At 41.0% G+C, this 22,097-nt stretch carries 17 protein-coding genes and 2 tRNA genes; 12 read left to right on the forward strand and 7 right to left on the reverse strand.

Going from position 1 to position 22,097, the window contains the following annotated elements; all coding sequences use genetic code 11:
- The first annotated feature begins 112 nt into the window (after positions 1-112).
- From GSF04_RS13000 to GSF04_RS13015, 4 genes are all read left to right on the forward strand, one after another.
- Complete coding sequence (locus tag GSF04_RS13000; RefSeq protein WP_211859733.1) at positions 113-1,540, forward strand: sigma 54-interacting transcriptional regulator; 1,428 nt, start codon at positions 113-115, stop codon at positions 1,538-1,540.
- Positions 1,541-1,681: 141 nt separating this feature from the next.
- Positions 1,682-3,064 (forward strand): cytochrome c oxidase accessory protein CcoG, encoded by a 1,383-nt coding sequence (ccoG, locus tag GSF04_RS13005; protein WP_211859734.1) that lies wholly within the window; start codon positions 1,682-1,684, stop codon positions 3,062-3,064.
- Positions 3,065-3,218: 154 nt separating this feature from the next.
- Positions 3,219-3,794, forward strand: a complete 576-nt coding sequence (locus tag GSF04_RS13010) for a cytochrome b (protein ID WP_211859735.1) — start codon at positions 3,219-3,221, stop codon at positions 3,792-3,794.
- Between the two features lie 3 nt (positions 3,795-3,797).
- Positions 3,798-4,370: a YceI family protein gene (locus GSF04_RS13015; RefSeq protein ID WP_017218664.1), complete on the forward strand. Its 573-nt coding sequence runs from the start codon at positions 3,798-3,800 to the stop codon at positions 4,368-4,370.
- A gap of 94 nt (positions 4,371-4,464) precedes the next feature.
- On the opposite strand, the gene GSF04_RS13020 is transcribed toward GSF04_RS13015, so the two are convergent.
- The gene (locus GSF04_RS13020) at positions 4,465-5,295 is read right to left on the reverse strand and encodes a TIGR02285 family protein (protein WP_017218665.1); all 831 of its coding nucleotides are present in this window, start codon (positions 5,293-5,295) and stop codon (positions 4,465-4,467) included.
- Between the two features lie 283 nt (positions 5,296-5,578).
- On the opposite strand from GSF04_RS13020, the gene GSF04_RS13025 reads away from it, so the two are divergent.
- From GSF04_RS13025 to GSF04_RS13045, 5 genes are all read left to right on the forward strand, one after another.
- Positions 5,579-6,166 carry a dienelactone hydrolase family protein gene (locus tag GSF04_RS13025; protein ID WP_211859736.1) on the forward strand — a complete coding sequence of 196 codons (588 nt, stop codon included), beginning with the start codon at positions 5,579-5,581 and terminating at the stop codon, positions 6,164-6,166.
- A 69-nt stretch (positions 6,167-6,235) separates the two neighbouring features.
- The gene (locus GSF04_RS13030; protein ID WP_211859737.1) at positions 6,236-7,213 is read left to right on the forward strand and encodes an acetoacetate decarboxylase; all 978 of its coding nucleotides are present in this window, start codon (positions 6,236-6,238) and stop codon (positions 7,211-7,213) included.
- Between the two features lie 114 nt (positions 7,214-7,327).
- The gene (locus GSF04_RS13035; protein ID WP_211859738.1) at positions 7,328-9,571 is read left to right on the forward strand and encodes an NAD(P)-binding protein; all 2,244 of its coding nucleotides are present in this window, start codon (positions 7,328-7,330) and stop codon (positions 9,569-9,571) included.
- A 204-nt stretch (positions 9,572-9,775) separates the two neighbouring features.
- The gene (locus GSF04_RS13040) at positions 9,776-12,016 is read left to right on the forward strand and encodes a TonB-dependent receptor (protein ID WP_211859739.1); all 2,241 of its coding nucleotides are present in this window, start codon (positions 9,776-9,778) and stop codon (positions 12,014-12,016) included.
- A gap of 103 nt (positions 12,017-12,119) precedes the next feature.
- Positions 12,120-14,801, forward strand: coding sequence for an ATP-binding protein (locus GSF04_RS13045; protein WP_211859740.1), 2,682 nt, complete (start codon positions 12,120-12,122; stop codon positions 14,799-14,801).
- Positions 14,802-14,865: 64 nt separating this feature from the next.
- Here GSF04_RS13045 and GSF04_RS13050 read toward each other — a convergent pair whose 3' ends face one another.
- A complete protein-coding gene (locus tag GSF04_RS13050) occupies positions 14,866-15,702 on the reverse strand; it encodes a hypothetical protein (protein WP_211859741.1) in 837 nt (278 codons plus the stop codon).
- 134 nt (positions 15,703-15,836) lie between these two features.
- On the opposite strand from GSF04_RS13050, the gene GSF04_RS13055 reads away from it, so the two are divergent.
- Genes GSF04_RS13055 through GSF04_RS13065 form a run of 3 tightly spaced genes read left to right on the forward strand, consistent with a single transcriptional unit; the run spans position 15,837 to position 17,671 of the window.
- Positions 15,837-16,226: a hypothetical protein gene (locus GSF04_RS13055; RefSeq protein ID WP_211859742.1), complete on the forward strand. Its 390-nt coding sequence runs from the start codon at positions 15,837-15,839 to the stop codon at positions 16,224-16,226.
- Positions 16,208-17,200, forward strand: coding sequence for an NAD(P)H-quinone oxidoreductase (locus GSF04_RS13060; protein WP_211859743.1), 993 nt, complete (start codon positions 16,208-16,210; stop codon positions 17,198-17,200). Before GSF04_RS13055 ends, GSF04_RS13060 begins: the two co-directional genes overlap by 19 nt.
- Positions 17,201-17,257: 57 nt before the next feature.
- Positions 17,258-17,671 carry a GNAT family N-acetyltransferase gene (locus GSF04_RS13065; RefSeq protein ID WP_211859744.1) on the forward strand — a complete coding sequence of 138 codons (414 nt, stop codon included), beginning with the start codon at positions 17,258-17,260 and terminating at the stop codon, positions 17,669-17,671.
- Between the two features lie 21 nt (positions 17,672-17,692).
- Here GSF04_RS13065 and opgC read toward each other — a convergent pair whose 3' ends face one another.
- The 5 genes from opgC to GSF04_RS13090 form a co-directional block, all read right to left on the reverse strand.
- Positions 17,693-18,793 (reverse strand): OpgC domain-containing protein, encoded by a 1,101-nt coding sequence (gene opgC / locus GSF04_RS13070; RefSeq protein ID WP_069019063.1) that lies wholly within the window; start codon positions 18,791-18,793, stop codon positions 17,693-17,695.
- Positions 18,794-19,351: 558 nt separating this feature from the next.
- Positions 19,352-19,428, reverse strand: a tRNA-Val gene (locus GSF04_RS13075).
- 11 nt (positions 19,429-19,439) lie between these two features.
- Positions 19,440-19,516, reverse strand: a tRNA-Val gene (locus GSF04_RS13080).
- A gap of 124 nt (positions 19,517-19,640) precedes the next feature.
- Positions 19,641-20,636 carry a DUF3080 family protein gene (locus GSF04_RS13085; RefSeq protein ID WP_211859745.1) on the reverse strand — a complete coding sequence of 332 codons (996 nt, stop codon included), beginning with the start codon at positions 20,634-20,636 and terminating at the stop codon, positions 19,641-19,643.
- Positions 20,611-21,969: an MATE family efflux transporter gene (locus tag GSF04_RS13090; RefSeq protein WP_211859746.1), complete on the reverse strand. Its 1,359-nt coding sequence runs from the start codon at positions 21,967-21,969 to the stop codon at positions 20,611-20,613. Before GSF04_RS13090 ends, GSF04_RS13085 begins: the two co-directional genes overlap by 26 nt.
- Positions 21,970-22,097 lie beyond the last annotated feature (128 nt).

The raw sequence follows: 22,097 nt of genomic DNA on the forward strand, positions 1-22,097 counted from the left end.
ATGGGTGAAAAATGCATGTTTGTTGTGACGATGCTGATTATTAAGCAAAACTCATGGCTGACAATAAAAGGCTATGGTTATATAATCCTCGCGAAATATCGCGAGGATTGCTATGTCTATTATCAAACACTTTTTGGCGGACCCTAAATTATTATTGAATGCGGTTGGAGAGGGGATCTATGGTTTTGACCTTTCTGGTAACGCTGTTTTTGTAAACCCGGCCGCAGAGCGTATGACTGGGTGGCAAAGTGATGAGCTTTTGGGGAAGAAAATACATCAGTACCATCATCATAGTCATGCAGATGGGAGTGATTATCCTGCTGATGAATGTAACATCTACAAAACGATGTTTGATGGTAAAACACGACAGGTAACCAATGAAGTGTTCTGGCGTAAAGATGGAAGCTGTTTCCCTGTAGAATATACTTCAACCCCAATCTTTAAAGATCAGCAAATTATCGGTGCAGTCGCGATATTTCGCGATGTATCGCAACAGCACAAAACTGAAAATGCCCTAAGAGAGGCGCTAAATAAAGTTCAAGTACTTACTGAGCAACTTAAAGATGAAAATGCCTACCTGCTAGAAACATTAAATGAAAATTGGCAAGACTCGGGTTTGGTGGGCAGTAGCGCAATATTTCAGGCCATGTTGGCGCAGCTAGAGCTGGTTAGTCAGACCGACAGTACGGTATTGGTTTTAGGGGAAAATGGCACGGGTAAAGAGCTTGTTGCCAGAAATCTGCACCGCCTTAGTGAGCGTTCATCGCAACCTTTCGTTAAAGTAAATTGCGCTGCTTTTTCACCAACTTTGATCGAATCTGAGTTGTTTGGACATGAAAAAGGTGCATTCACTGGAGCGAATGAAAAACGTAAAGGACGTTTTGAGTTGGCGGATAAAGGGACAATATTTTTAGATGAAATTGGTGAGTTACCGCTAGAAGCGCAAAGCAAGTTATTACGTGTATTACAAGAGCGAGAGTTTGAGCGTGTAGGGGGAAGTAAGTCGATCCAAGTAGATATACGGATAGTCGCGGCGACCAACAGAGATTTGTGGAAAATGGTCGAAGAGGGAGGGTTTAGAATGGATTTATATTATCGTTTAAACGTTTTTCCTATTCGAGTGCCAGCACTACGAGAGCGTATAGAGGATATACCCGTATTGGCCAACAACCTCATCGTGCAGCTCAACAAAAAGCTGAGTAAGCAACTACGCGGGATCTCAAAAAAGGCTATTCATGCGTTACAGCGTTATGATTGGCCAGGCAATATTCGAGAACTTCAAAACGTGTTGGAGCGCGAAGCGATATTATCTAAAGGTCGTTTACTTGATTTATCTCAAGCACTTAACGCTACTGAGCAGCATAAATCTGAAAACGGTGAACTGACTTTAGCGCAAGCGGAAGCTGAGCACATATTAAGAGTGCTAGAAATAAGTAACTGGAAGATCGCTGGCAGCAACGGGGCGGCTGATAAGTTAGGACTACCCGAAAGTACGCTAAGGTCGAAAATGAAAAAACTAAAAATTGCTAAACTTTCGTGATATTTCGCGCCTATCCGTGATATTTCGCGATATTGAAAATATCATAAAAACAAATGTAATAAAAATCAACGCGTTATAAACTTTCAGATTGGTCTGAAAGTTGCAATATCAAACTCGTGTATTACCAATGTAGCAAATAACATGAAGTTTGATATCAAAGAAGAAGACATGATCATTAAGCCCTATAAACAAGAAGGGCCTATTTACGTCAGAGAGCAAAAAGGTTTTTTCCAAAAAATAAGAAGAAACCTTGGTTGGTTTTTAATGTTAACTTTCGTTCTCATTCCTTGGATCCCGTACAACGAGCAGCAGGCCATCTTGCTTGATTTTGGTAAGCAGCAATTTAGGATATTTGGTGCCACCTTTCTCCCTCAAGACTTTATGATTCTAGCCTGGATTTTTATGGTGGGTGCCTTTGCTTTATTCTTTGTCACGACTTGGCTGGGTCGCGTGTGGTGTGGTTATACTTGCCCACAAACAATTTGGATGCTGATGTTCACTTGGGTTGAGCACCGAGTGGAGGGGACTCGCAACCAAAGAATAAAGTTGGACAAATCAAACTGGGATAGCAAAAAAGTCGCTAAGAAAACGGCCAAACACGCTATTTGGTTGATAATTTCGATGTTTACTGCCACTTCATTTATGGCCTATTTTATACCTGCAAAAGAGCTGTATCTAGACATGTTTACGCTTGAGTGGACTGGCCTTACTTCCTTCTGGGTATTCTTATTCGCACTTTGTACCTATGGAAACGCGGGCTTTTTGCGAGAAAAAATGTGTACTGTGGCATGTCCATATTCTCGTTTCCAATCGGTTATGTTTGACAAAGATACACTGGTCGTCACCTATGATAGCGAACGAGGTGAAAATAGGGGTCGTCGTAAACGCAAAGAAGACCCAAAACAGCTTGGGCTCGGCGACTGTGTAGACTGTAATTTATGTGTTGAAGTTTGCCCTGCTGGTATTGATATTCGTAATGGCCTGCAATACGAATGTATTAACTGTGGTTTATGTATCGATGCGTGTAACGAAACGATGAATAAATTCGGTTATCAGCCAGATTTGATTAAGTATCAAAGTGAGCATCAACAAGCGGGTAAAAAGTCGAATCCATTTAGGTTAAAAATAGTGGGTTATGGTGCCATTACCGTATTGATAGTAGTCACAATGGTGATTTGGGCATTTAATCGTACACCAATAGAAGCTTCTGTCATTCGCGACCGTAATGCGCTTTATCGTGTTAACTATGAGGGGTTAGTCGAGAACCCATACACCTTAAGTGTCATAAACAAAACACAGCATGATTTAACTTACACCGTGAGCTTAAAGGGGCTACCAGATGCGAAATTAACAGCCCCAATGACAACGCATATTGCTGGCGGTGACATGGCATTAATCCCTGTAACGGTCACCGCTGATGGCTATGAGCTAAAAGGTAAACGGACTCCAATCCAATTCACGATAGAGTCGCAGCAAGATGCCAAAATTAGCATCACCAAGGACAGCTACTTCTATAAAAATTAGTTTACACTCCCCCCGACTCAAGGCGCTTGTATTATGAAGCGCCTTTTTTTGTGTGCATATATGCACAATCTGACGCTAAATTTATGGCTTTCTCTCTGAACTTTTAGCGTATAAGCTTACTCTTATTGAGAATGAGTTTTATTAGCTGAATATTATGTTTAAAAATACATCACAAAACTATGGTTTGTTAGCCATCATCTTTCATTGGCTCAGTGCGCTTGTGGTATTTGGCATGTTTGGTCTTGGGTTGTACATGGTTGAACTCAGTTATTACGATCCTTTCTACCGTGACGGCTTACACATTCACAAAAGCATCGGGATACTGCTAGCAGCTTTGATAGTACTTAGGCTGATTTGGAAGTTCACTAACTCTAAAGTGAAGCCCGAAAGCGAAGCAACTCCCGTGGATAAATTGCAAAACATAATAGCGTATGTCGTTCACATCGTTTTGTATCTTGGCTTGTTTGGGCTGTTTGTCACAGGTTACTTAATCTCTACCTCGGATGGCAGAGCAATCGAGGTATTTAACTGGTTTTCTGTTCCGGGTATTGGAGAGCTGTTTGAAGAACAAAGTGATATTGCAGGCACTGTGCATTTTTACATTGCTTGGGGGCTCATTGGATTAGTAGCGCTACACATTGTGGGAGCGCTAAAACACCACTTTATTAATAGAGATCGTACCTTAGTTCGCATGCTCAAGGTACCAAACGCTACAAAAGTTGAGGATTAAAACATGAAAAAAACAATCATTGCATTAAGCATGGCGGCTATGACCTTATCGGCCGGAGTAAATGCTGCGGACTATGTAATTGATACTAAAGGTGCACATGCCTTTGTAAACTTTAAAATTAAACATTTAGGATACAGCTGGTTGCATGGTCGATTTAATAGCTTCGAAGGCGACTTCAGCTATGATGCAAAAAATCCAAATGCATCAAAAATCAATGTAGTGATCGATACTGCTTCTGTTGATTCGAACCATGCAGAGCGTGATAAGCATTTGCGCGGTAATGATTTCTTAAACGTTAAAGCAAATCCTAAGGCGACTTTTAAGAGTAACTCGATTACTTTTAGCGATGATACAAATGCGAAGGTAAAAGGAAGCTTTACACTCAATGGGGTAACAAAGAATATCGAGTTTGATATTCAAAAAGTGGGCGAAGGTAAAGATCCTTGGGGTGGATACCGAGTTGGCTTTGAAGGCGAAACCCAGTTAAAACTTGCTGATTATGACATTGATTATGATCTAGGTCCGGCATCAACGCACGTTACCATCGGTTTGCACTTGGAAGGTATTCGTAAGTAATCTCTACTAGCACCACGTGTTTCTATATACGTGGTGCTGCGCTTTATATTCTAGGTGGAGTCCACTTTTAAAACGCAATATCAGTTTCAGAAAGTTAGTTTTTAAAAATACTAGCTAGCTGTGGCTGAAATTGCTCTGGTAACCAACGGGACATAGCCAGTCTAAACTGCTCGTTTTTATGGGCTTGTTTTAACGCTTCGCTAATTGCAGCGATCTGTTCCTTACCAATCGCATTGTTATTACAGCCTGCATATCCAGCAGTTATTTGCGAGGCGATACTCAATCTGACTTGTGTCAATTCATCTTGCTTATCAACATGCAATTTGTGGTAGTGGTGTTCGCTTGGGTATCCGAGTATCACGTCGACTCTTTTTTTGAGCAGCATGATAGTCAAACTCTCTAATGTATCTCTTCCTGGTCTTACAAGCACTTGCTTGGTAGGCAAACTCGCCAATAACGCATCAATTTCATGACCAAACGACCGGTTTGCCGCCACACCTACGGTTAGCCCGTGCTCAGTTACGAGCTTTTCCAAATCAATTGCGCTGTTGGTAATGCCAAGCGACTGTGCGACATCTTTCCTTAGTGCGGCAGAGGTTGACAATCCAATGGTGGAATACTCATCACTAAAAGCGATATGTCTTTGCCGCTCGGGTGTTTTATAGAGGGAGATCATACAATATTGGTTGTTGAAATTAGAGAGCTCATGTATCGCCCTCGATGCGGGGAACACTTTATAATTGAAGGTGTAGTCGGGCATCTGTTGTTGGATGAGTTTTATCAATAACTCGTCCCGTCCTTGTCCCTCCAAATCATCAGAAAGGATATAATAAGGCGCGAAGTCTATCGCAATCCAAGTTATTTGTTTTGCAAATACGAAACTGGATTGAAAGGCAATGAAGAGGAGTAAGATGATTTTGATCAAATTGGGTCACTCTTGCTGAACTTACAATAAGCTTAGCATTGTTTGCGATATTGATGATTAAATTAATGTTTATTTAATTTGTATTTAATGTTTACAGAGGTTGGCGGTATGCTAGCTTTAAAAGAGGTTTTAGTTTTGGGTAAAAACGTGCTAGTTAAAGCTTTGTCAAGCGATTGAATATAGAGTTTGATCGCAGCGCGTTAATCCAATATAAGTAGATAAGGCCGTATGGCAAGGAAAGTCATACAAGCCAATAACTATAAATTATTAATAAGGAAAACCGATGGCTATATTAATCGTTACCGATATTTTCGGTTATACGGATCATATTGATCGTTTTGCTAAATCACTTGGAAGTGGCGTGCAGGTGCTTTCACCATTTATAGAAGAACCAAACAGTGTCTCTGAGTCGGATTGTTATGAGCTGTTTTTGGCGCAGTGTGGTCATCGTTTATATGCTGACAAAGTATCAGCAGCGATTTCTGAATACAAACCAAAACTTATTATTGGCTTTAGTGCAGGCGGAGCTGCAGCGTGGATTGCATTGTCTGAACAAGGTACATCTCACTCTGTTGAGCAGCTTATCGCATTTTATCCCAGCCAAATACGTAACCATCTAAGTATTAAGCCTAGTTGCGATGTGTCTATCTTCTTTGCTCAAGTTGAATCTCATTTTGACGTTGAGCCCGTTATAGAACAGTTAAAAGATAAAAAAGGGCTGGATTGTATCCGAACGCGATATTTACACGGTTTTATGAACAAGCTCTCGGGTAACTATGATGAGTACGCATACTCGCATTATCAGTATTTTTGCCAGCGAGAGGCACGCAACTATATCGAGGTTGTGCAACGAGAGGCGGAGTTTTCGTAACAACATACGCAAAAGCGGCTTGAGCGAACTACACTAAACACTAACTTATCATACTTTAAGGAGTGAAAGATGTATCCCGAGTTGCCTGATTATCAACATTTTTATAGTAATCCGATCGCCAAACCTCCATGTAGAATGCTAAATGCACAAATGTATGGCTTCTTTGTCAAAGGAAAGAAATCAACAATCCAAGCCTATGTTGATAAAACGCTGAATTCGGTTTCTAGTAGTGAATTTGTATTCAGGGCTTTAACGGATTGGTGCTTATTGACCTTTACGGATATTGAAAATATCGCATCAAAAGTGCCGCCATTTAGTAATTATGGATATATGCAAGAAACCGATGTCATTGTCTGGTTACCAATTCTGCAAGTCAATCTCGAAACGTTAAAAGCAGAGCATCTGTATTGGTATCCTGCGTTTATCTCTGTCAATAACATTAACGCGCTGATAAATGGTCGAGAAATATGGGGCTACAACAAATATTTATGTCGCTACGAAATGCCTGATAACTTTGGCGACCCACTGAGCTTTACCCTCTCTCTGGAGACCTTTAAGGAATTTGATCCCAACGTCAAAATGGCATGGCATGAATTGTTATCCATTGAACCTGAGGATGACGGGGAGTCATGGCTAAAAGAAGTGTTGGAAGTGGGTGAAGAAATTGCTGAGCTTTTCAAAGATTCAGTGTCTGATTTAAACGTCGATAGCCAATTTCTTAAGCAGTTCTTATCGGGTTTTACCCACCCACAAATGGATCAAATATTATTTAAGCAGTTCCCAGATGGCTATGCCGAGAAGTCTGTATATTCGGCAGTGGTACATTCCCCTTCTGAGGTGAAGAAAATCCACAAAATTGGTTTTATCAAAGATGACTTAAGCCTGAATCTACAACGAATAGATGCGTTTCCACTCGATAAAATGTTTGGCATTCCATTAGGCAAAAGCGAGGTCAAACTACCTTACTTTGTGAAAATGGACTTCGATCAGGCAGGTGTGGAAGAAATTGTTTCCAGTGCTCAGAGTATGGCTAATCTCCATCGTTAGTGTATTTGTGGCATAAAAAAACACGATTTTTACTAAAGCGATATTTGCATGTTTAGTTGTCTTCCTATGTGGCTTTAGGTGTTGCTCGTCAACACGTTTGAAAAAGGAAGGCTTATGAGTAAACAAAAAGTAGCAATACTTGGCGGCGGCGTTTCGGCGATGACAGCTGCGGTATACATGACTGAACAAGAAGATTGGCAAGAGCGCTATGATATTACCGTTTATCAGCAAGGTTGGCGTTTGGGGGGCAAAGGGGCGAGTGGTCGTAATGCTGAATACGGCGAGCGTATAGAGGAGCATGGTCTTCACGTTTGGTTTGGTGCCTATGTCAATTCTTTTAGGGCAATTGAGACAGTTTATAATAAGCTTGAGCGCTCAAGTGATGTCCCCATTCACACTTGGCAACAAGCACTAAAACCGCATAGTTTGGTGGTGCTGCAAGAATATATCGACCAGCAATGGCAAACTTGGTCGGTAGATTTTCCTGAGATCCCAGGTAATCCAGCAAATGGCACTCTCGATTTACATTTTTGGCAGATTTTAAAATTACTTGCGGCTTGGCTACACAAGTGGGTTGACGATTTGGAATGTGAAGTTGAGAAAACGCACAAATCCACACAACTCAAAACTAAAAAAGAAAGAGATAAAACGCTGCTTGCTCACTTGGGGCAAGAAGTTAAAAGCTTTTTTGATAGTGTCGAAGATAAAGCCAAGACCTTATTTGATGACGCAGAAAACCATGTCCAAGAGGTTGTATCCACACCAAAGCTGTTAATAACGCAACTCAGTAATTTTTTAACGGTGCGTGAAGCTGATCATCGTTTGGAAAATAAGAAAGATCATTTAGTTGTTTGGTATATGGTTCGAAAAATTAGGCGTTGGTTGCAGTCTGAAGTAAACGACTTAATTGATGACAACCCTGTCATTAGACGTCTGTATATATGTATAGATTTAGGTGTTGCGATGACCATTGGCATGCTCCGTGACAAAGTCTATTCACGAGGGTTTGGTTATCTTGATCGATACGATTTTAAACAGTGGCTCAAGCGCAATGGCGCAAATGAATCGCTGTCTGTGGAGTCTGCGCCTGTCCGCGGCTTTTATGACCTCGTTTTTGGCTATGAGGACGGTGATTTTAAAAAGCCAAATGTCGAAGCGGGAGTTGCGGCTTTGGCTATGCTTCGGATTATGCTGTGTTATCGCGGTGGTGTGATGTGGAAAATGCAAGCGGGGATGGGAGATATTATTTTCTCACCTATCTATGAGCTGCTCAAACATCGAGGCGTTAAGTTTGCGTTTTTTCATCAGGTTGAATCGTTACACTGTGCACAGGATGATGATGGCCATTATGTTGATAGTATTCAATTAATTCAACAGGTTAAACTAAAAGAGACGCAAAATTACGAGCCTCTAGAATTAGTCAAAGACTTGCCATGTTGGCCAAGCTCTCCATTGTGGCAACAAATTGACCCGCAGCAAGTGGCACTACTTAAAGAACATGAGATTAACCTTGAGTCTTACTGGTCTAATTGGGAGGCGGTTTACCAACAAGCATTTGGACAGAGGTTACCGAGAAAAACACTGAATAAAGGTACTGATTTCGATTTAGTGATTTTTGGGATCTCAGTAGCAGGTCTTGAGCCACTTTGTCAGCAATTATTGGCTAAAGATGACAACTTAAAGTTGCAAGCCGAAAAGGTCAAAACTGTTGCGACTCAAGCATTACAGTTGTGGCTCACTAAAACTGACAATGAACTGGGTTTTCACGACCCTTCTGGCAGTAATGAGCCACCAATATTAAGCGCATTTTCTCAACCCTTTGATACTTGGGCTGCGATGTCTAATTTACTTGAGGTTGAAGATTGGCCAAATACTCAGCCCAAGAACATTGCCTACTTTTGTAGTGCTTTTACCTGCGCAGATTATCCACCTCCGAGCGATCATGAGTTTCCTGAACGCATGAAAGCTCAGGTAAAAGAAAACGCATTGCAAAAACTTAGATTACAGATGCAGCCACTGTGGCCAGAGGCTTATCACGGTGACGACTTCGATTGGAACGTATTGTTTGATGTTGATAATAATGAAGGCGAAGTTAGGTTCAACACCCAGTATTGGAGGGTGAATGTCGACCCCAGTGAGCGTTATGTGTTAAGTGTTGTTGATAGCAGTCAATTTCGACTACCTACGGACGGCAGCGTCTTCAATAACCTCTACATTACCGGAGATTGGATTAAAACCGGTGTCAATGCAGGTTGTGTTGAAGCTGCTGTGATGGCTGGCATGCAAACGAGTAGAGCTATCACCGGATATCCTCAAAGCATTAGTGGAGAATCAGGGTTTGAGCCGTTTAACCTTTGAATAGTTAGTCATACTGACGGAGTAGCTCAACTACATTTCAAGCCTTGCAATTTGCAGGGCTTAAATCCCATCTTGGTATAATTTGTATGCGTTATGAACGATAGCTTGAACCTTAAAAAGGTAATCGGGTTCATTTGTTTGGGGGTCTTTTTAATTCAGCTATACTGATAGTGCAATTGCATGATATAGCTCGGGATTCAAACTATGCCACATCCAAATGTGCTGTTAAATACGATAACACTAACATTACTCTCAGTAGTTTCGATGGAAACGTCAGCACAAGTCGAAGAAGAAATCGAAGTCATTGAGGTATACGCTCAAAAAAGAAAGCAATCTATCAATGATGTTGCTATCGCTGTTAAACCCATATCCGGCCAAGTCATCACTGACGCTGCACTGAAAGATACGACCGATCTGGGTAGTTTAGTTACGAATGTAAAAATCAGTCAAAATGCAGCTGAGGGCACGCCTCCAGCGGTCAGCATTCGAGGTGTCGGACTTGTCGATTACAATACGGCCAACACTTCTCCGGTTGGGGTGTATTTAGATGGTATATCTGTTGGGTCTGCGAATAATCAAATCATTAACTTGTTTGATGTTGAGCAAGTAGAAGTATTGAAAGGTCCACAAGGTACACTTTTTGGTAGAAATACCACTGGGGGGGCAATTTTAGTGCGCACGGCGCGCCCAACAGATGGTAATTTTGCTTCTGTCAGTGTGGGGGTCGGTTCGGATTCTTTAACAAGAGCACGTATGATGCTCAACTATAGCCTAGATCAAAATAGCGCGGTGCGACTTGCCGCAAGCCACAATAACTATGAGTACACAACGTATAACCTCCAGCCTGACGCTCCTGAGGCGTATATGGAACAAAATGATGTTCGACTAAGTTATTTTGGCGAGTTTGATAAGTTCAGTGTTTTTGTGAAATTAGATTATGGTCATTGGAATGGACTGGTTCAGCCGGTCGGGAATATCGGATTATTCTCAAACCCTTTGGATGGTTCATTATGTTCTCCAGCGCAAGCGGGCACTAGCAACTGCGTTGATGCGCTTGGCTTTAATATTGGCAGCGACGATTTTTGGGCTGTGCGGGTCAATAATTATCAAAAACATCACAGTATAAGCAAAGGTGTTACAACAGAGATCGCGTATGCACTGGATGACCGGTCTCAACTTATTTATCTTGGGGCTTTCAATCGCTTAGATAGGATACATGGATTTAATTGTGATGGAAGTCCATTTTCATTATGTGAAGGTGAGTTAGGGCTTAAAAATGAAAAGCTGGTGAATGAGCTTAGGTTTGAGCAAAGTATGGAAACCGGCTTTCTGACGGTAGGCTTATTTCAACTAGAAGAGCGTATTTACCAAGATAATTTCAATGACTTATTACGTGATTTTAGGGGAACCCCTAATGGTGCTAGTGCGGCAACCTTTTTCTATGACAATGATATCAAAGTAAAATCAATGGCTTTGTTTGGCCAATATGAATATGAAATCAGTGAACATACAGATGTACTTGTAGGAGTAAGGTACAGCGATGAAAAGGTAAATTATGACTCTTTCTCATACCTAAATGTACCGTTTGGAGATAACCTCGCTGGCATTTTAGTCCCTGCCTACGACATTGAGGGAAAAGAGTCCGATAGTAATTTGTCTGGAAAATTGTCAGTTATCCATAAAGTTAAACCGGATAAAAGTGTTTATTATAGTTTATCTAATGGTGTAAAAAGCGGCGGTTATAACGGTGGCTTCCTTATTTCGAAGGATGCCGCGATACAGGCAAGTTATGGCCCCGAAGAACTAATCGCCCATGAAATAGGAGCAAAGCTGTTATTTAATGAGCTTAAACTTCGTACAAATTTGGCCGCTTTTTACTATGATTATAAAGACCAACAGGTATTTATGAATCAGGCTTCAGAAGTACCTGGAGCACCGCCTTATCAGTTACTTGAAAACGTAGGTAAGTCAAAAATCTATGGTGCTGAAATAGAAAACACTTGGTATCTATCGGAGCAAACTCAGATAAGCTTGGATATAGGGTATATACCTGAAGCTAACTTTGAGGAATTTATTGATCCAGTTGGCGTTGTATTGACCGACAATCGCTTACCGTTTACATCCGAATGGAATATCTCTGGACAAATAAATTATGCATTTAATTGGGATGAAGTTAGTATAAAAAGTAGAATAGCATTTGATTATCAAAGCGAATATTACTTTGACCAAAACGAATCTCCCTATGCTAAGCAGCCCAGTTATATGCTTTGGAATGCCAATCTACAGGTGGAGTATAGAGACTGGCAGTTAGGTATTTGGGGTAAAAATCTTCTAGATAAAGAGTATAGCCATCTTAAATTTGACCTAAGTAGCTTTTTGGGAATGTTGGAAGACTTTAAAGGTGAGGGGAGAAGGATAGGCATCGATGTAACATATCGCTTTTGATTTTTTTGAGCACTATATAGAGATAAGTCACCTGACTTGGGGGTAGAAAACTTGCAGATCAAATACCGAACCACAGGTAACTTTACTAAGGTAACTGGCTAGAATGCGTTTACTACTGATCATTTTCAGCATAATTCTGTTTTCTAGTTTCGCCTATGCAGATCAGGCTGTGTTGAAATTGACGCAGCCTTGGCAATATCAAAATTTACATCATGTTGGAAAGGCTTATGAGGCAAATTCTAGTACAAGGTTTCCTCAAAGCTGGGATGAGTTGAGTGCATGGGAATCTATTCATGAGCCACTAAAGAAGAGAGCGCTGTTTTCTGGTCGTTATTTCTTGGTGACTAAAGTCAGAAATGAAACGCCATTGAATGAATTTGTGCTCTATCCATACAATACGGTATTGAGCAAAATAGAGTCGAGGATATATACACCAGAAACGGTCTTGCGAGTTTTTTCTGGGGGCAAGGTCGAAAATGAATTTGCATTTCATTATGGTAACCAAGTCACGTTAGAACCGAACCAAGATTATTATATCGTTACGCTCTTCGAGAGTGATTTCTTTTACACCCCTGTAAAGTTGACCATTGAGCCTCTGAGAGATTTTCAGCAGGAAGTGGTCTATGAAAACCTTATCATGACGCTTTGTTTTGGTGTCGGCATTGTTCTTGGGCTATATAACTTATTAATTTACATCGGCTCTAAAGATATCACTCATTTTTATTACGCATTATTTACTTGTGTGTGGGTATTTGCGTGGAGCCATTTCTTTCATATTCCCGACGAGCTATTTGGATTTTACTCTGCAAACTTGCATTGGTTAGGTTTTGCGCTTGCGCCATTAACCAACGCGTTATTTTATATCCATCTTTTAAAACTCAAGGATGTTCATCCAAACTATGTGTCGATTTCTATCTGGCTTGGAGTGATAGCTGCCCTTGGACTACCATTTTGTATTCTTTTTCCAGGTTTTGGCTTTATTTGGGCAACATTGGTAACGGGATTAGCGCTCTGTTTCGGACTATTTGTCGGCATTAAGCGCTGGGTTGAGGGCTTTAAACCAGCTCGTTATTTTGTGATGGCATATATCGCAATGGCGATCCCCAATATGGTGGGCAATTTAACTAACTTAAGTTTGCTGCCTGAATCGTCGAGTAACTTATATCTTTATGGTTTAATAGGTACTGCGCTTGATGCATTACTGTTGGCTTTTGCGGTTGCGGACAAATTTAGAATAACCAGTGAAGAAAATATAGAGCTCAATAAAAACCTTGAAGCAAAGGTGTTAAAACGTACTTATGAGTTAGAGCAGGTGGCCTCAGAGCTTAGAGATGCTAGCGAGGCAAAAAGTCGATTTTTGGCGAACATGAGCCATGAAATAAGAACACCAATGACGTCAATTATTGGTTATGCCGATGGCATTATGCTCGGAGATATCAAGCCGCATGAGCGTAATCACGCAATCTCTGTTATTTTACAAAACTCGCGTCATGTACTTGGACTAATTAATGACATTTTGGATATGTCTAAAATTGAGGCTAATAAACTAGAAGTTGAGTTGGTGGAGTCAAACCTTTTTCAAGCAATTGCGCATGTCGATTCGTTATTGGGTAAGCAAATTAGAGATAAAGGGCTTGAGTTTGCATTGAATTATCACTTTCCACTGCCTGATTTTGTGGTTATTGATCCCACTCGATTGCGGCAGATATTACTAAATCTCACATCTAACGCAATGAAGTTTACGACGGTTGGTAAAATCTCGATTGATGTGGCGTGTCAGAACGAGCGCCTTATGATCACGGTACGAGATACCGGGATAGGAATGACAGCGGATGAGCAAAAAGAATTATTTAGTGCGTTTTATCAAGCCGATTCTTCCACATCAAGGAAATATGGTGGGACAGGGCTTGGACTAAATATTTCCAAAAGCTTAGCGAGAAAGTTAGATGGTGATATTTCGGTAGAAAGTGAGGTAGGTTCAGGTACTGCCTTTACTCTTACTGTTGGCCTATATACCACCGAGAAAACAAAGTGGGTGCAAAGTCTCGCTCAAATTGGCGATGTTCGTGAACAAGGCATAATACCAGATGAAATAAATCAAGAGCTTAAAGGTGAAGTGTTATTAGCTGAAGATAACACAGACAATAGTAAGCTTATTAAGCGTATTTTAGAGCGTATGGGCTTATCTGTTACGGCGGTTGAAAATGGTCAGCTAGCGGTACAGGCGGTACTAGATGGTGATTTCGATTTGATATTAATGGATATTCAAATGCCGGTAATGGATGGTGAGCAGGCGTTTAGCTTTATTCAGGCTACGGGGTGTAGCACGCCTGTGATTGCATTAACTGCCAACACCATGCAGCATGAAATTGAGCGTTATTTAAAACTTGGATTTAGTGATCATCTCGCAAAACCTATCGATAGAGTCGTGTTCAGTCAAAAAATAGCCTATTATTTGGATATCCAAGTCGATGAGGAAGTTGATCTGCCCGAAGCTGAGTTTTATCAGTTAAAGCAACAGTATATTTCTGGGCTGCATGAGCAAATCATTCAGATCAAGAATCAAGCTAAGTATCAGGATTACGATGCGTTAGCAAAAACAATTCACGCGATTAAAGGCACTGCTGCGATGTTTGATTGTATTGATATTCATAAAATCGCAAACGAGTTGGATGTTAAGCTGAAGAATAAACAACTCGAGTGTGTAGAAGTACAGCTAACTGAATTACTTGGCGCAATGACAGCCGCTATTGAGTCAGAAAAGCAGCAAACCAAACAAGCTTAGTTTTCTACGCCTTATAAATATTTACAGCGGATAGAGTGACCATTCAAGGATGCCATAAAACACTTTATCTTAATGGCTGCAGACTATAGATTTGAGTTTTACTTAAGTTAGGGAAATCCTCCCGCTGCTTATAGTTAGCATATAGATTGGAAAATATGGTGGTTTTGGATAGTTTATCTAGGCTCGCAATAAATAAACGTCCACTGTTTTTGTCTCCCGATATTACACTGCTTTTACAGCACTGCTGAAATGAGGAAATAAGCGTTCTGATAGTATTCTTGTTGCCCATATCCTGTAGTGCAATTTCTGCTTCTATAAAGAATGCAACTCCACTCCAATAGACTCTTTGTTGCGCGTTTAATGACCACATATGTTCGCTCACTCTTTTAAGTGACCCTTTATTCATTAGCGTATTTTTTGCGCCTCGGCTGAGCCCTGAAATTAATCTTGTATGAAACTCCCCAACATTAAAAATATTGTTCTCTAGCATAATGACATTTTGTAAATAGGTAGCAAGTCCCTCTGCAAGCCAGAAATCTGAGTGGTCAAGCAAAGGATGATAAAGGTGAGCAATTTCATGGTACAAGGTCCAATCTTTAATCAGCACTCGGCTTGAGGTAAATCGTTTGATTTGGAGTAGAATAGCATCGGGTTCGCCACGTTGAACCGTACCCCATGGCACTGGCTCAGATGCGAATAAGTTCGGTTCAATAATAAATGGAAGCGTCTGCTGTTGTAGTGCTCCCAAGGTATGCTCTGTTGTTTCAACACCGCGCTTTAGCCAAGTTTCCACATGTTGTTTATCGCTGCTACTTATCCAGCCCTTATATTCGATTTCAATTTCGGCTGCCTGTGTAGATACAATTAAATTGAACGACAGTATTAGCATTAATAATTTCATTATTTTCTCTACAAGGGTTACTTCGTAAGTAGACCTGAGAACGCATTATTTCATTCTTGATGTTGAGATTATCTCAACTGACCTGGTTGGGTGATTATGTAAAACTGAGTAAAACAACGTTAAAAGGTAATAAGATGAAAATCAACGCACTTAGTTTATTGTTATTGAGTCCTGTTGCTTTGGCAAACCCACTTTTAGGTACTTGGGAGTTTGTTGAGGGAAAATATGCCACCCCAGATGGCATTGTATCAGCGCAAGCGCCGAACTTGACGTCGATAAAGTTAATTACTGAGGCTCATCACAGCTACATTACGCAAAGCGAAGGAAAGTTTAAATACGCTGGTGGAGGGAGTTACAAAATAGAGGGAGATAGATTTATCGAAACCTATGAATATGGAAATGTTACTACCTTACTTGGTCGAACGATGTCATTCAGCTACAAGATTGATGGTAATTTATGGCATCATGAACTTTATGAAGATGGTAAGTTCGTCGAGAAGGAAGTATGGAAAAAAGTTCAGTGATCCCAAAGAAGATGCGTTATATCAGTCACGCATCTTCTCAGCTTCAAATCCAGTACACCGAAACACCAACATTGAGTGCAAAGCAAGTGCTAATCAAAGTGCATGCGTTTGGGGTTAATAGAGCAGACATTTTGCAAAAGCAAGGGAAATACCCTGCGCCTGAAGGCGATAGTGAGATATTGGGTCTGGAAGTGTCTGGAACGATAGTTCAAGTGGCGTCTCCTGAGTTTGAATATTTACTTGGTGATCAAGTGTTCTGTTTAACCTCTGGAGGCGGCTATGCTGAGTACGTGGTTGCACAAAGTGAATTACTCATGCCGTTAACCGAAGGCTTGTCATTGAGCTATGCGGCAGGCTTAGCAGAAGTATATCTTACGGCCTATGATGCGATTGTGCGAACTGGGAAGCTAAATTCTAATGGGGTTTTACTATGCCATGGCGGAGCTTCGGGTGTTGGCAGTGCAGCCATAAGAATTGCAAAAAGGCTAGGTGCAACGATCATTACTACCCAAAGTAGCAAGGAAAAGGCCGAGTACGCAAAGGCTCTGGGGGCGGATCACACGATTAATTATTTAGACTGTGATTTTGCTGAAGAAATGAAAAAACTTGGTTTGAAAGCAAATGTCATTCTTGATCCTGTAGGTGGTGAATACCTCAGAGCGAACCTAAGAGTTGCAGCAATGGATTGTCACTGTGTGATGCTCGCTATGCTAGGCGGAAGATATACAGAGCTAGACTTTGCCAAGTTACTCGCGAAAAGGTTTAACTTGCACGGAAGTACGTTAAGAAATCGCTCTTTGGACTATAAAAGGGAATTAGTGAAAGATTTTCTGAATGAGTTTGGCTCGGACCTGTCGGATAAGACGATGAAGATACCAATATATAAGGAGTTATATTGGGATGAAATTGAGCAAGCCCACGATATTCTCGAACACAACCAGAACCTCGGGAAGGTGATAGTTAGAGTTAGTTGACTGTTTATTTATACAGTTGTTATTCTATCACTCTTAGTGATTAGAGGAGTGAATATTTTGACGTTCAAAATTGAAGAGAAAGTACCTTGCCCTGAGGAATATTGTGATTTGCGAATAGCCTCTGGATTATCTGCAAAATCTCTAGAAGCAGCCACAAGGGGACTACCTAACTCATTATACGGGGTTGCAATTCGACATAACGAACAACTTGTGGCGATGGGCCGGGTGGTTGGAGACGGAGGTTGTAATTTTGAGGTTGTCGATGTTGCTGTCAATCCGCTTTATCAGGGGCAGGGATTAGGGCGTACAGTAATGGAATATATTGATGGTTACTTAGCTGCAAATGTGTTGTCGGGCTCTTATGTTTCAATGATTGCGGACGAGCCTGCTTTTTATAAAAAACTGGGTTACCGCCTTGTATCTCCAGCGAGTCAAGGAATGACAAAGAAGTTCACAGTGGATAAAGACTGAATCTTCCCAAACACTACGCATTTACGCTGCCTTGCTCTGTACTCCAAGTTGGTTTCTTCGATTGCTGGAACGCCATATTTGGTCAAGTCTTGCAGGTATCGCAAGTAACCCGATGAAAAATATGCAGATGAGTAAGTCCCAATACCAAGTTTGCGTTGTGTAAGCCTGGCTCCAAGGCTGCAGAAAATAAATGACTACGGTATGGAAAGCAAATACGGGTAACGCATGTTGCCCTAAAAATACGGGATACTTCAGCGTAAAGAGCCTCGGTATATGCCGGTTTAATAACATAAACAGGTAAACGGCTAATAATAAACTCAATTGATAAACTACCGAGGCGTTACCACTTCCTAAGAGATACGGCTCCATCAGTGCTGGAAACCAATGTTTAGTAATAAACAGAGCGGTGATACATGTGAGCAAGCATATCCGTACGGCAATGGGAAAATCAAAAGAATAGCCTTTATGGTGTTTTAGGTAGCTTAGAATAAAACCCATATAAAAGTATATTTGCCACGCTAAAGGGTCAAAGTAGCTCACATTGATTGTGATATCGGAAAATATATCGTTAAATGGACCAGCTAAAGGCTGAATTGTGACGTGTTGCGATAAAAGCCATATAAGGACAGAAGAAGTTGCAACTAACCAAAGTTGGCCACGATTTATAGCAAGTATTGCAAAAGGCAGAAATATCATTGGCACAAGATATAAGATAAGTATGTCATGATAACCTGGGTGTTCAAGCAATAAAATAGCCGAAATATAACTTTGAAAGGGGTTGTTAAACCAATTTTCTGCATTAAAAAAACCTGTCCACTGTTGGATATAAAACGGAAATATCCAAACGAATATGAAACTGATGGTAATGGCTGTAATATGAAATCCATATATGGTTAAACAGCGCCGCCATACTTTGCGTTGAAGCTGTGTTTTATTACTGCTTAACCTTCCGTAGACAAGATATGCGACAAATCCAGACAAGAATACGAAACCCTCAGCCGCTGTTACAAAACCTAAGGGTGCTCTAGTGAGTTGAGGGACGAAGTGACCATATAAATGGTTACAGGCAATAATAATTAGCAGCCAGCCACGTAGGCCATCGTATGCTAAATTCCTTTTCACTGTTCCTACCCCAAAGCCTGAAAGTTAATCTACTACTCTGTACCTTTTTTACTTATCATGCTAATGAAATAATTTAATATAGACCTGATTATAGTGGAGAAAGTGCTATCTTTTTCGACTTTAGTTGAATTATAAAGATTTAAAATTGGTACAACGAGTGGATCTGAATTATCGACCCTTGGCGCGGGTTATAGAGAGTAGGTAGTACTTTTTCTCTATTTGAATGAGTTCTAGAAGTGGTACAACCGAGTGGATCCGAATTATTGACCTTTGGCACGGGTTATAGAGAGTAGGTAGTGCTTTTTCTTTATTTGAATGATATCTAGTAGTGGTACAACTGAGTGGATCCGAATTATCGACCCCTGGCACGGGTTATAGAGAGTAGGTAATGCTTTTTCGTTTTGGATTTAACTAGATAGTAAATATTGTAGAGTGGTACAACCGAGTGGATCCGAATTATCGACTCTTGGCGCGGGTTATAGAGAGTAGGTAGTGCTTTTTCTAGATCTAAGGTTGGTATAACCGAATGGATTTAACTAGATAGTAAATATTGTAGAGTGGTACAACCGAGTGGATTCGAACCACCGACCCCTACCATGTCAAGGTAGTGCTCTAACCAACTGAGCTACGGTTGTATTATAAGATTTGGTACGACCGAGTGGATTCGAACCACCGACCCCTACCATGTCAAGGTAGTGCTCTAACCAACTGAGCTACGGTCGTACAATAACATTTTCTTATTAATTGTTTTCAGGTCTGTGCCTGTCAACGCGTTGTAATATATAGTGACTCAGCTAACGGATCAAGCGGCTTTCAGTAATTTTTTGATTGTTTGCCTTTTTTTTGTTCACACTGGAGGGATTTCACACAGCTCGTAAAATTTTTGCCACCATTTTACGTGTGCTTTCGCAGAATCTTTAAGGTTATCCAAGTGTTGTTGAAGCGTGAGCGGGTCGACAAGGTTATTATTTTGATACAATAGGTGGATAGGTTGCCAGGCTGAGATCAACTCTTCCATAGAAAGAGAGAGCATCGCCTGATAAGGCTGAAGAATGGATAAATAATATTTGTTGAAGATATTGTTTATGATCTCTGCCTGCTTTTTATTTCCGCCACTTTTGCAAAGGCCATCTCTCAGCCTAAGTTGTTGTAATTGGCTTGTAGTCACATTATTCAGTTGAGTCTGCTTACGGACGCTCGTCACCAAAGATGAGATAAATCGCTGAGAAAGCACTTTTATAGCGGGTGTGAGTGTAGTTGGACTGAGATTTTCTGGCGTATCCATGTTTATTACTAGCTCTGCAAGCTCGTTAACGGCCTCTAGCATGTTGCTGTGGGCTGCTGGCAGCTCTAGCGGCACCTCTTCAGCGAGTAACAAACTCAAACTTGCCAATTCTCTTTCAAATGTCATCATATGAAGAAAGTAACGTGGAAGCTGTTGTTTCTTTTCCTGAACTGCTTGAGTTAATGTTTGTTGCAGCTCGTCGCTTGTGTTTGGGTGCTGAATGCAGTGAGGCGCTTGTTGAATAAATAAGATGTTGTATTTCAAGCGTTCGCTTGGGTAACTAACTTTCCCTAATTGATTATTGTGCGCAGCGATGAGATTTGTGACTTTGCAGTGTCCAGCGGTCACGATGTCTAACATAGAGATAGTTAGCTCACTTGTCGGCAATGGTACTTTTTGTACCTCCGGATTGTAAAGTGGTGCTGTGTGTACCACCTCTATGTCAGTCGCGCTCGCCAAACGTTGTTGATATTCAACAGCAATATCGCTCGGCTGCTTGCTGCAGCCGACCAAAGTAAAAAGTATTAGCGTACTAGCTATTCGCTTGACTAATCTCAAATTTCACCCGTTTGTTTACGCATGTCACCAATAATACTGCCGCCGTACTCAAGCCAATAATGATACCAATCCAAAAGCCTTGAGGACCCATCGCAGGCGTTATTAAATCGGTCTTTGCTAATACATAGCCTAACGAAAACCCAATTAGCCAATATGATACAAAGGTAACCCAAGATATTGGTTTAGTATATTTGAGCCCCCTTAACACACCATTTGCTGAGACTTGTAATGCATCGGGTAATTGATACAAACAAGCCAGTACCATAATGCTGGTTGCAAGAGCGGCTACTTCAGTATTGTTGGTATAGAGCCAAACAATCTGATCTCTTCCTATATACGTAATGAGTGCGACAAATAGTGCAATTAAGGTGGCCAAAAGAAACGCGGTATTCACTGAAAGTTTGAGTTGGTCTAAGGCACCTTGTCCAGTTAGATTACCGATCCGTATTGCAATAGCCATCGACAAACTTAAAGGCATCATAAACAGCATAGTAGTGACGCTGGCAGCAATTTGGTGACCAGATACGGAAATAGGACCTAGATCTGCAATAAATAAAGGAATGCACGCGAATAGCGTAACTTCAAAGAAGGTTGCCAATGCAATTGGAAAGCCAAGTGCTGCAACATATTTCATCATAGATAGACTTGGTTTAGTAAAACCGCTGACTAGGGCCTTTCCATCTATGTGTTTACTCTTCAAGCTATACACCCACTGTGCAATTGCCATTGACCAAAGCACGATAGATGTAGCGAGGCCACAGCCCGCACTACCAAGCGCTGGCGCGCCAAATTTACCATAGATAAAAATATAGTTAGCAACGACATTGATACAAAGACCAACAATGCTGATGTAAAAAGCAGGCTTTGTTTGCCCAACCCCTTCGGTGACATTGCGGTATACCGTGAAGATCAAAAAGCCCAATAGACCCCATTTCACAAAATCAATATAGCCTTGAGCGAGGGTCTGAACATTCTCACTTGCTCCTATATTTGAAAAAACCATAGAAGTAAAGTTCGCTAAAACCAAACCAACGGTAAAAAGCGCTAAAGCAAGATACAAGCTTTGCTGGAAAAATCGTTTGATCCCTGCGGTGTCATTAGCACCATGGCAATGCGCAACAATACTCGTAAGTGCAAGTAAGATCCCTTGTAAACTAAAAATCAAAGGGTTCCAAACACCCGTAGCAATAGAAAGAGCAGCTAAGTCTTCAGCACTGACTTGACCTGCCATCATCGTATCAACGACGGTCATTAAGACTAAAGTAACTTGAGCGAGAAAAACGGGGATCGCAAGTTGAAGCAAGCGTCTGGCTTCCCAAGTTGAAAAATTCATGGTGAGATACTACTTAAGGCGTAAAAACGTTAGTTTATTTTAGTGCTTTGTTTTAAGCAAAATTTTGCGGCTAGCAGTCGCAACTATTTTTATCTAGTTGGATATTCAATATAAATTAAGTACATCTC

This window comes from Pseudoalteromonas sp. A22 (assembly GCF_018141345.1).
Taxonomy (GTDB): Bacteria; Pseudomonadota; Gammaproteobacteria; order Enterobacterales; family Alteromonadaceae; genus Pseudoalteromonas; species Pseudoalteromonas maricaloris.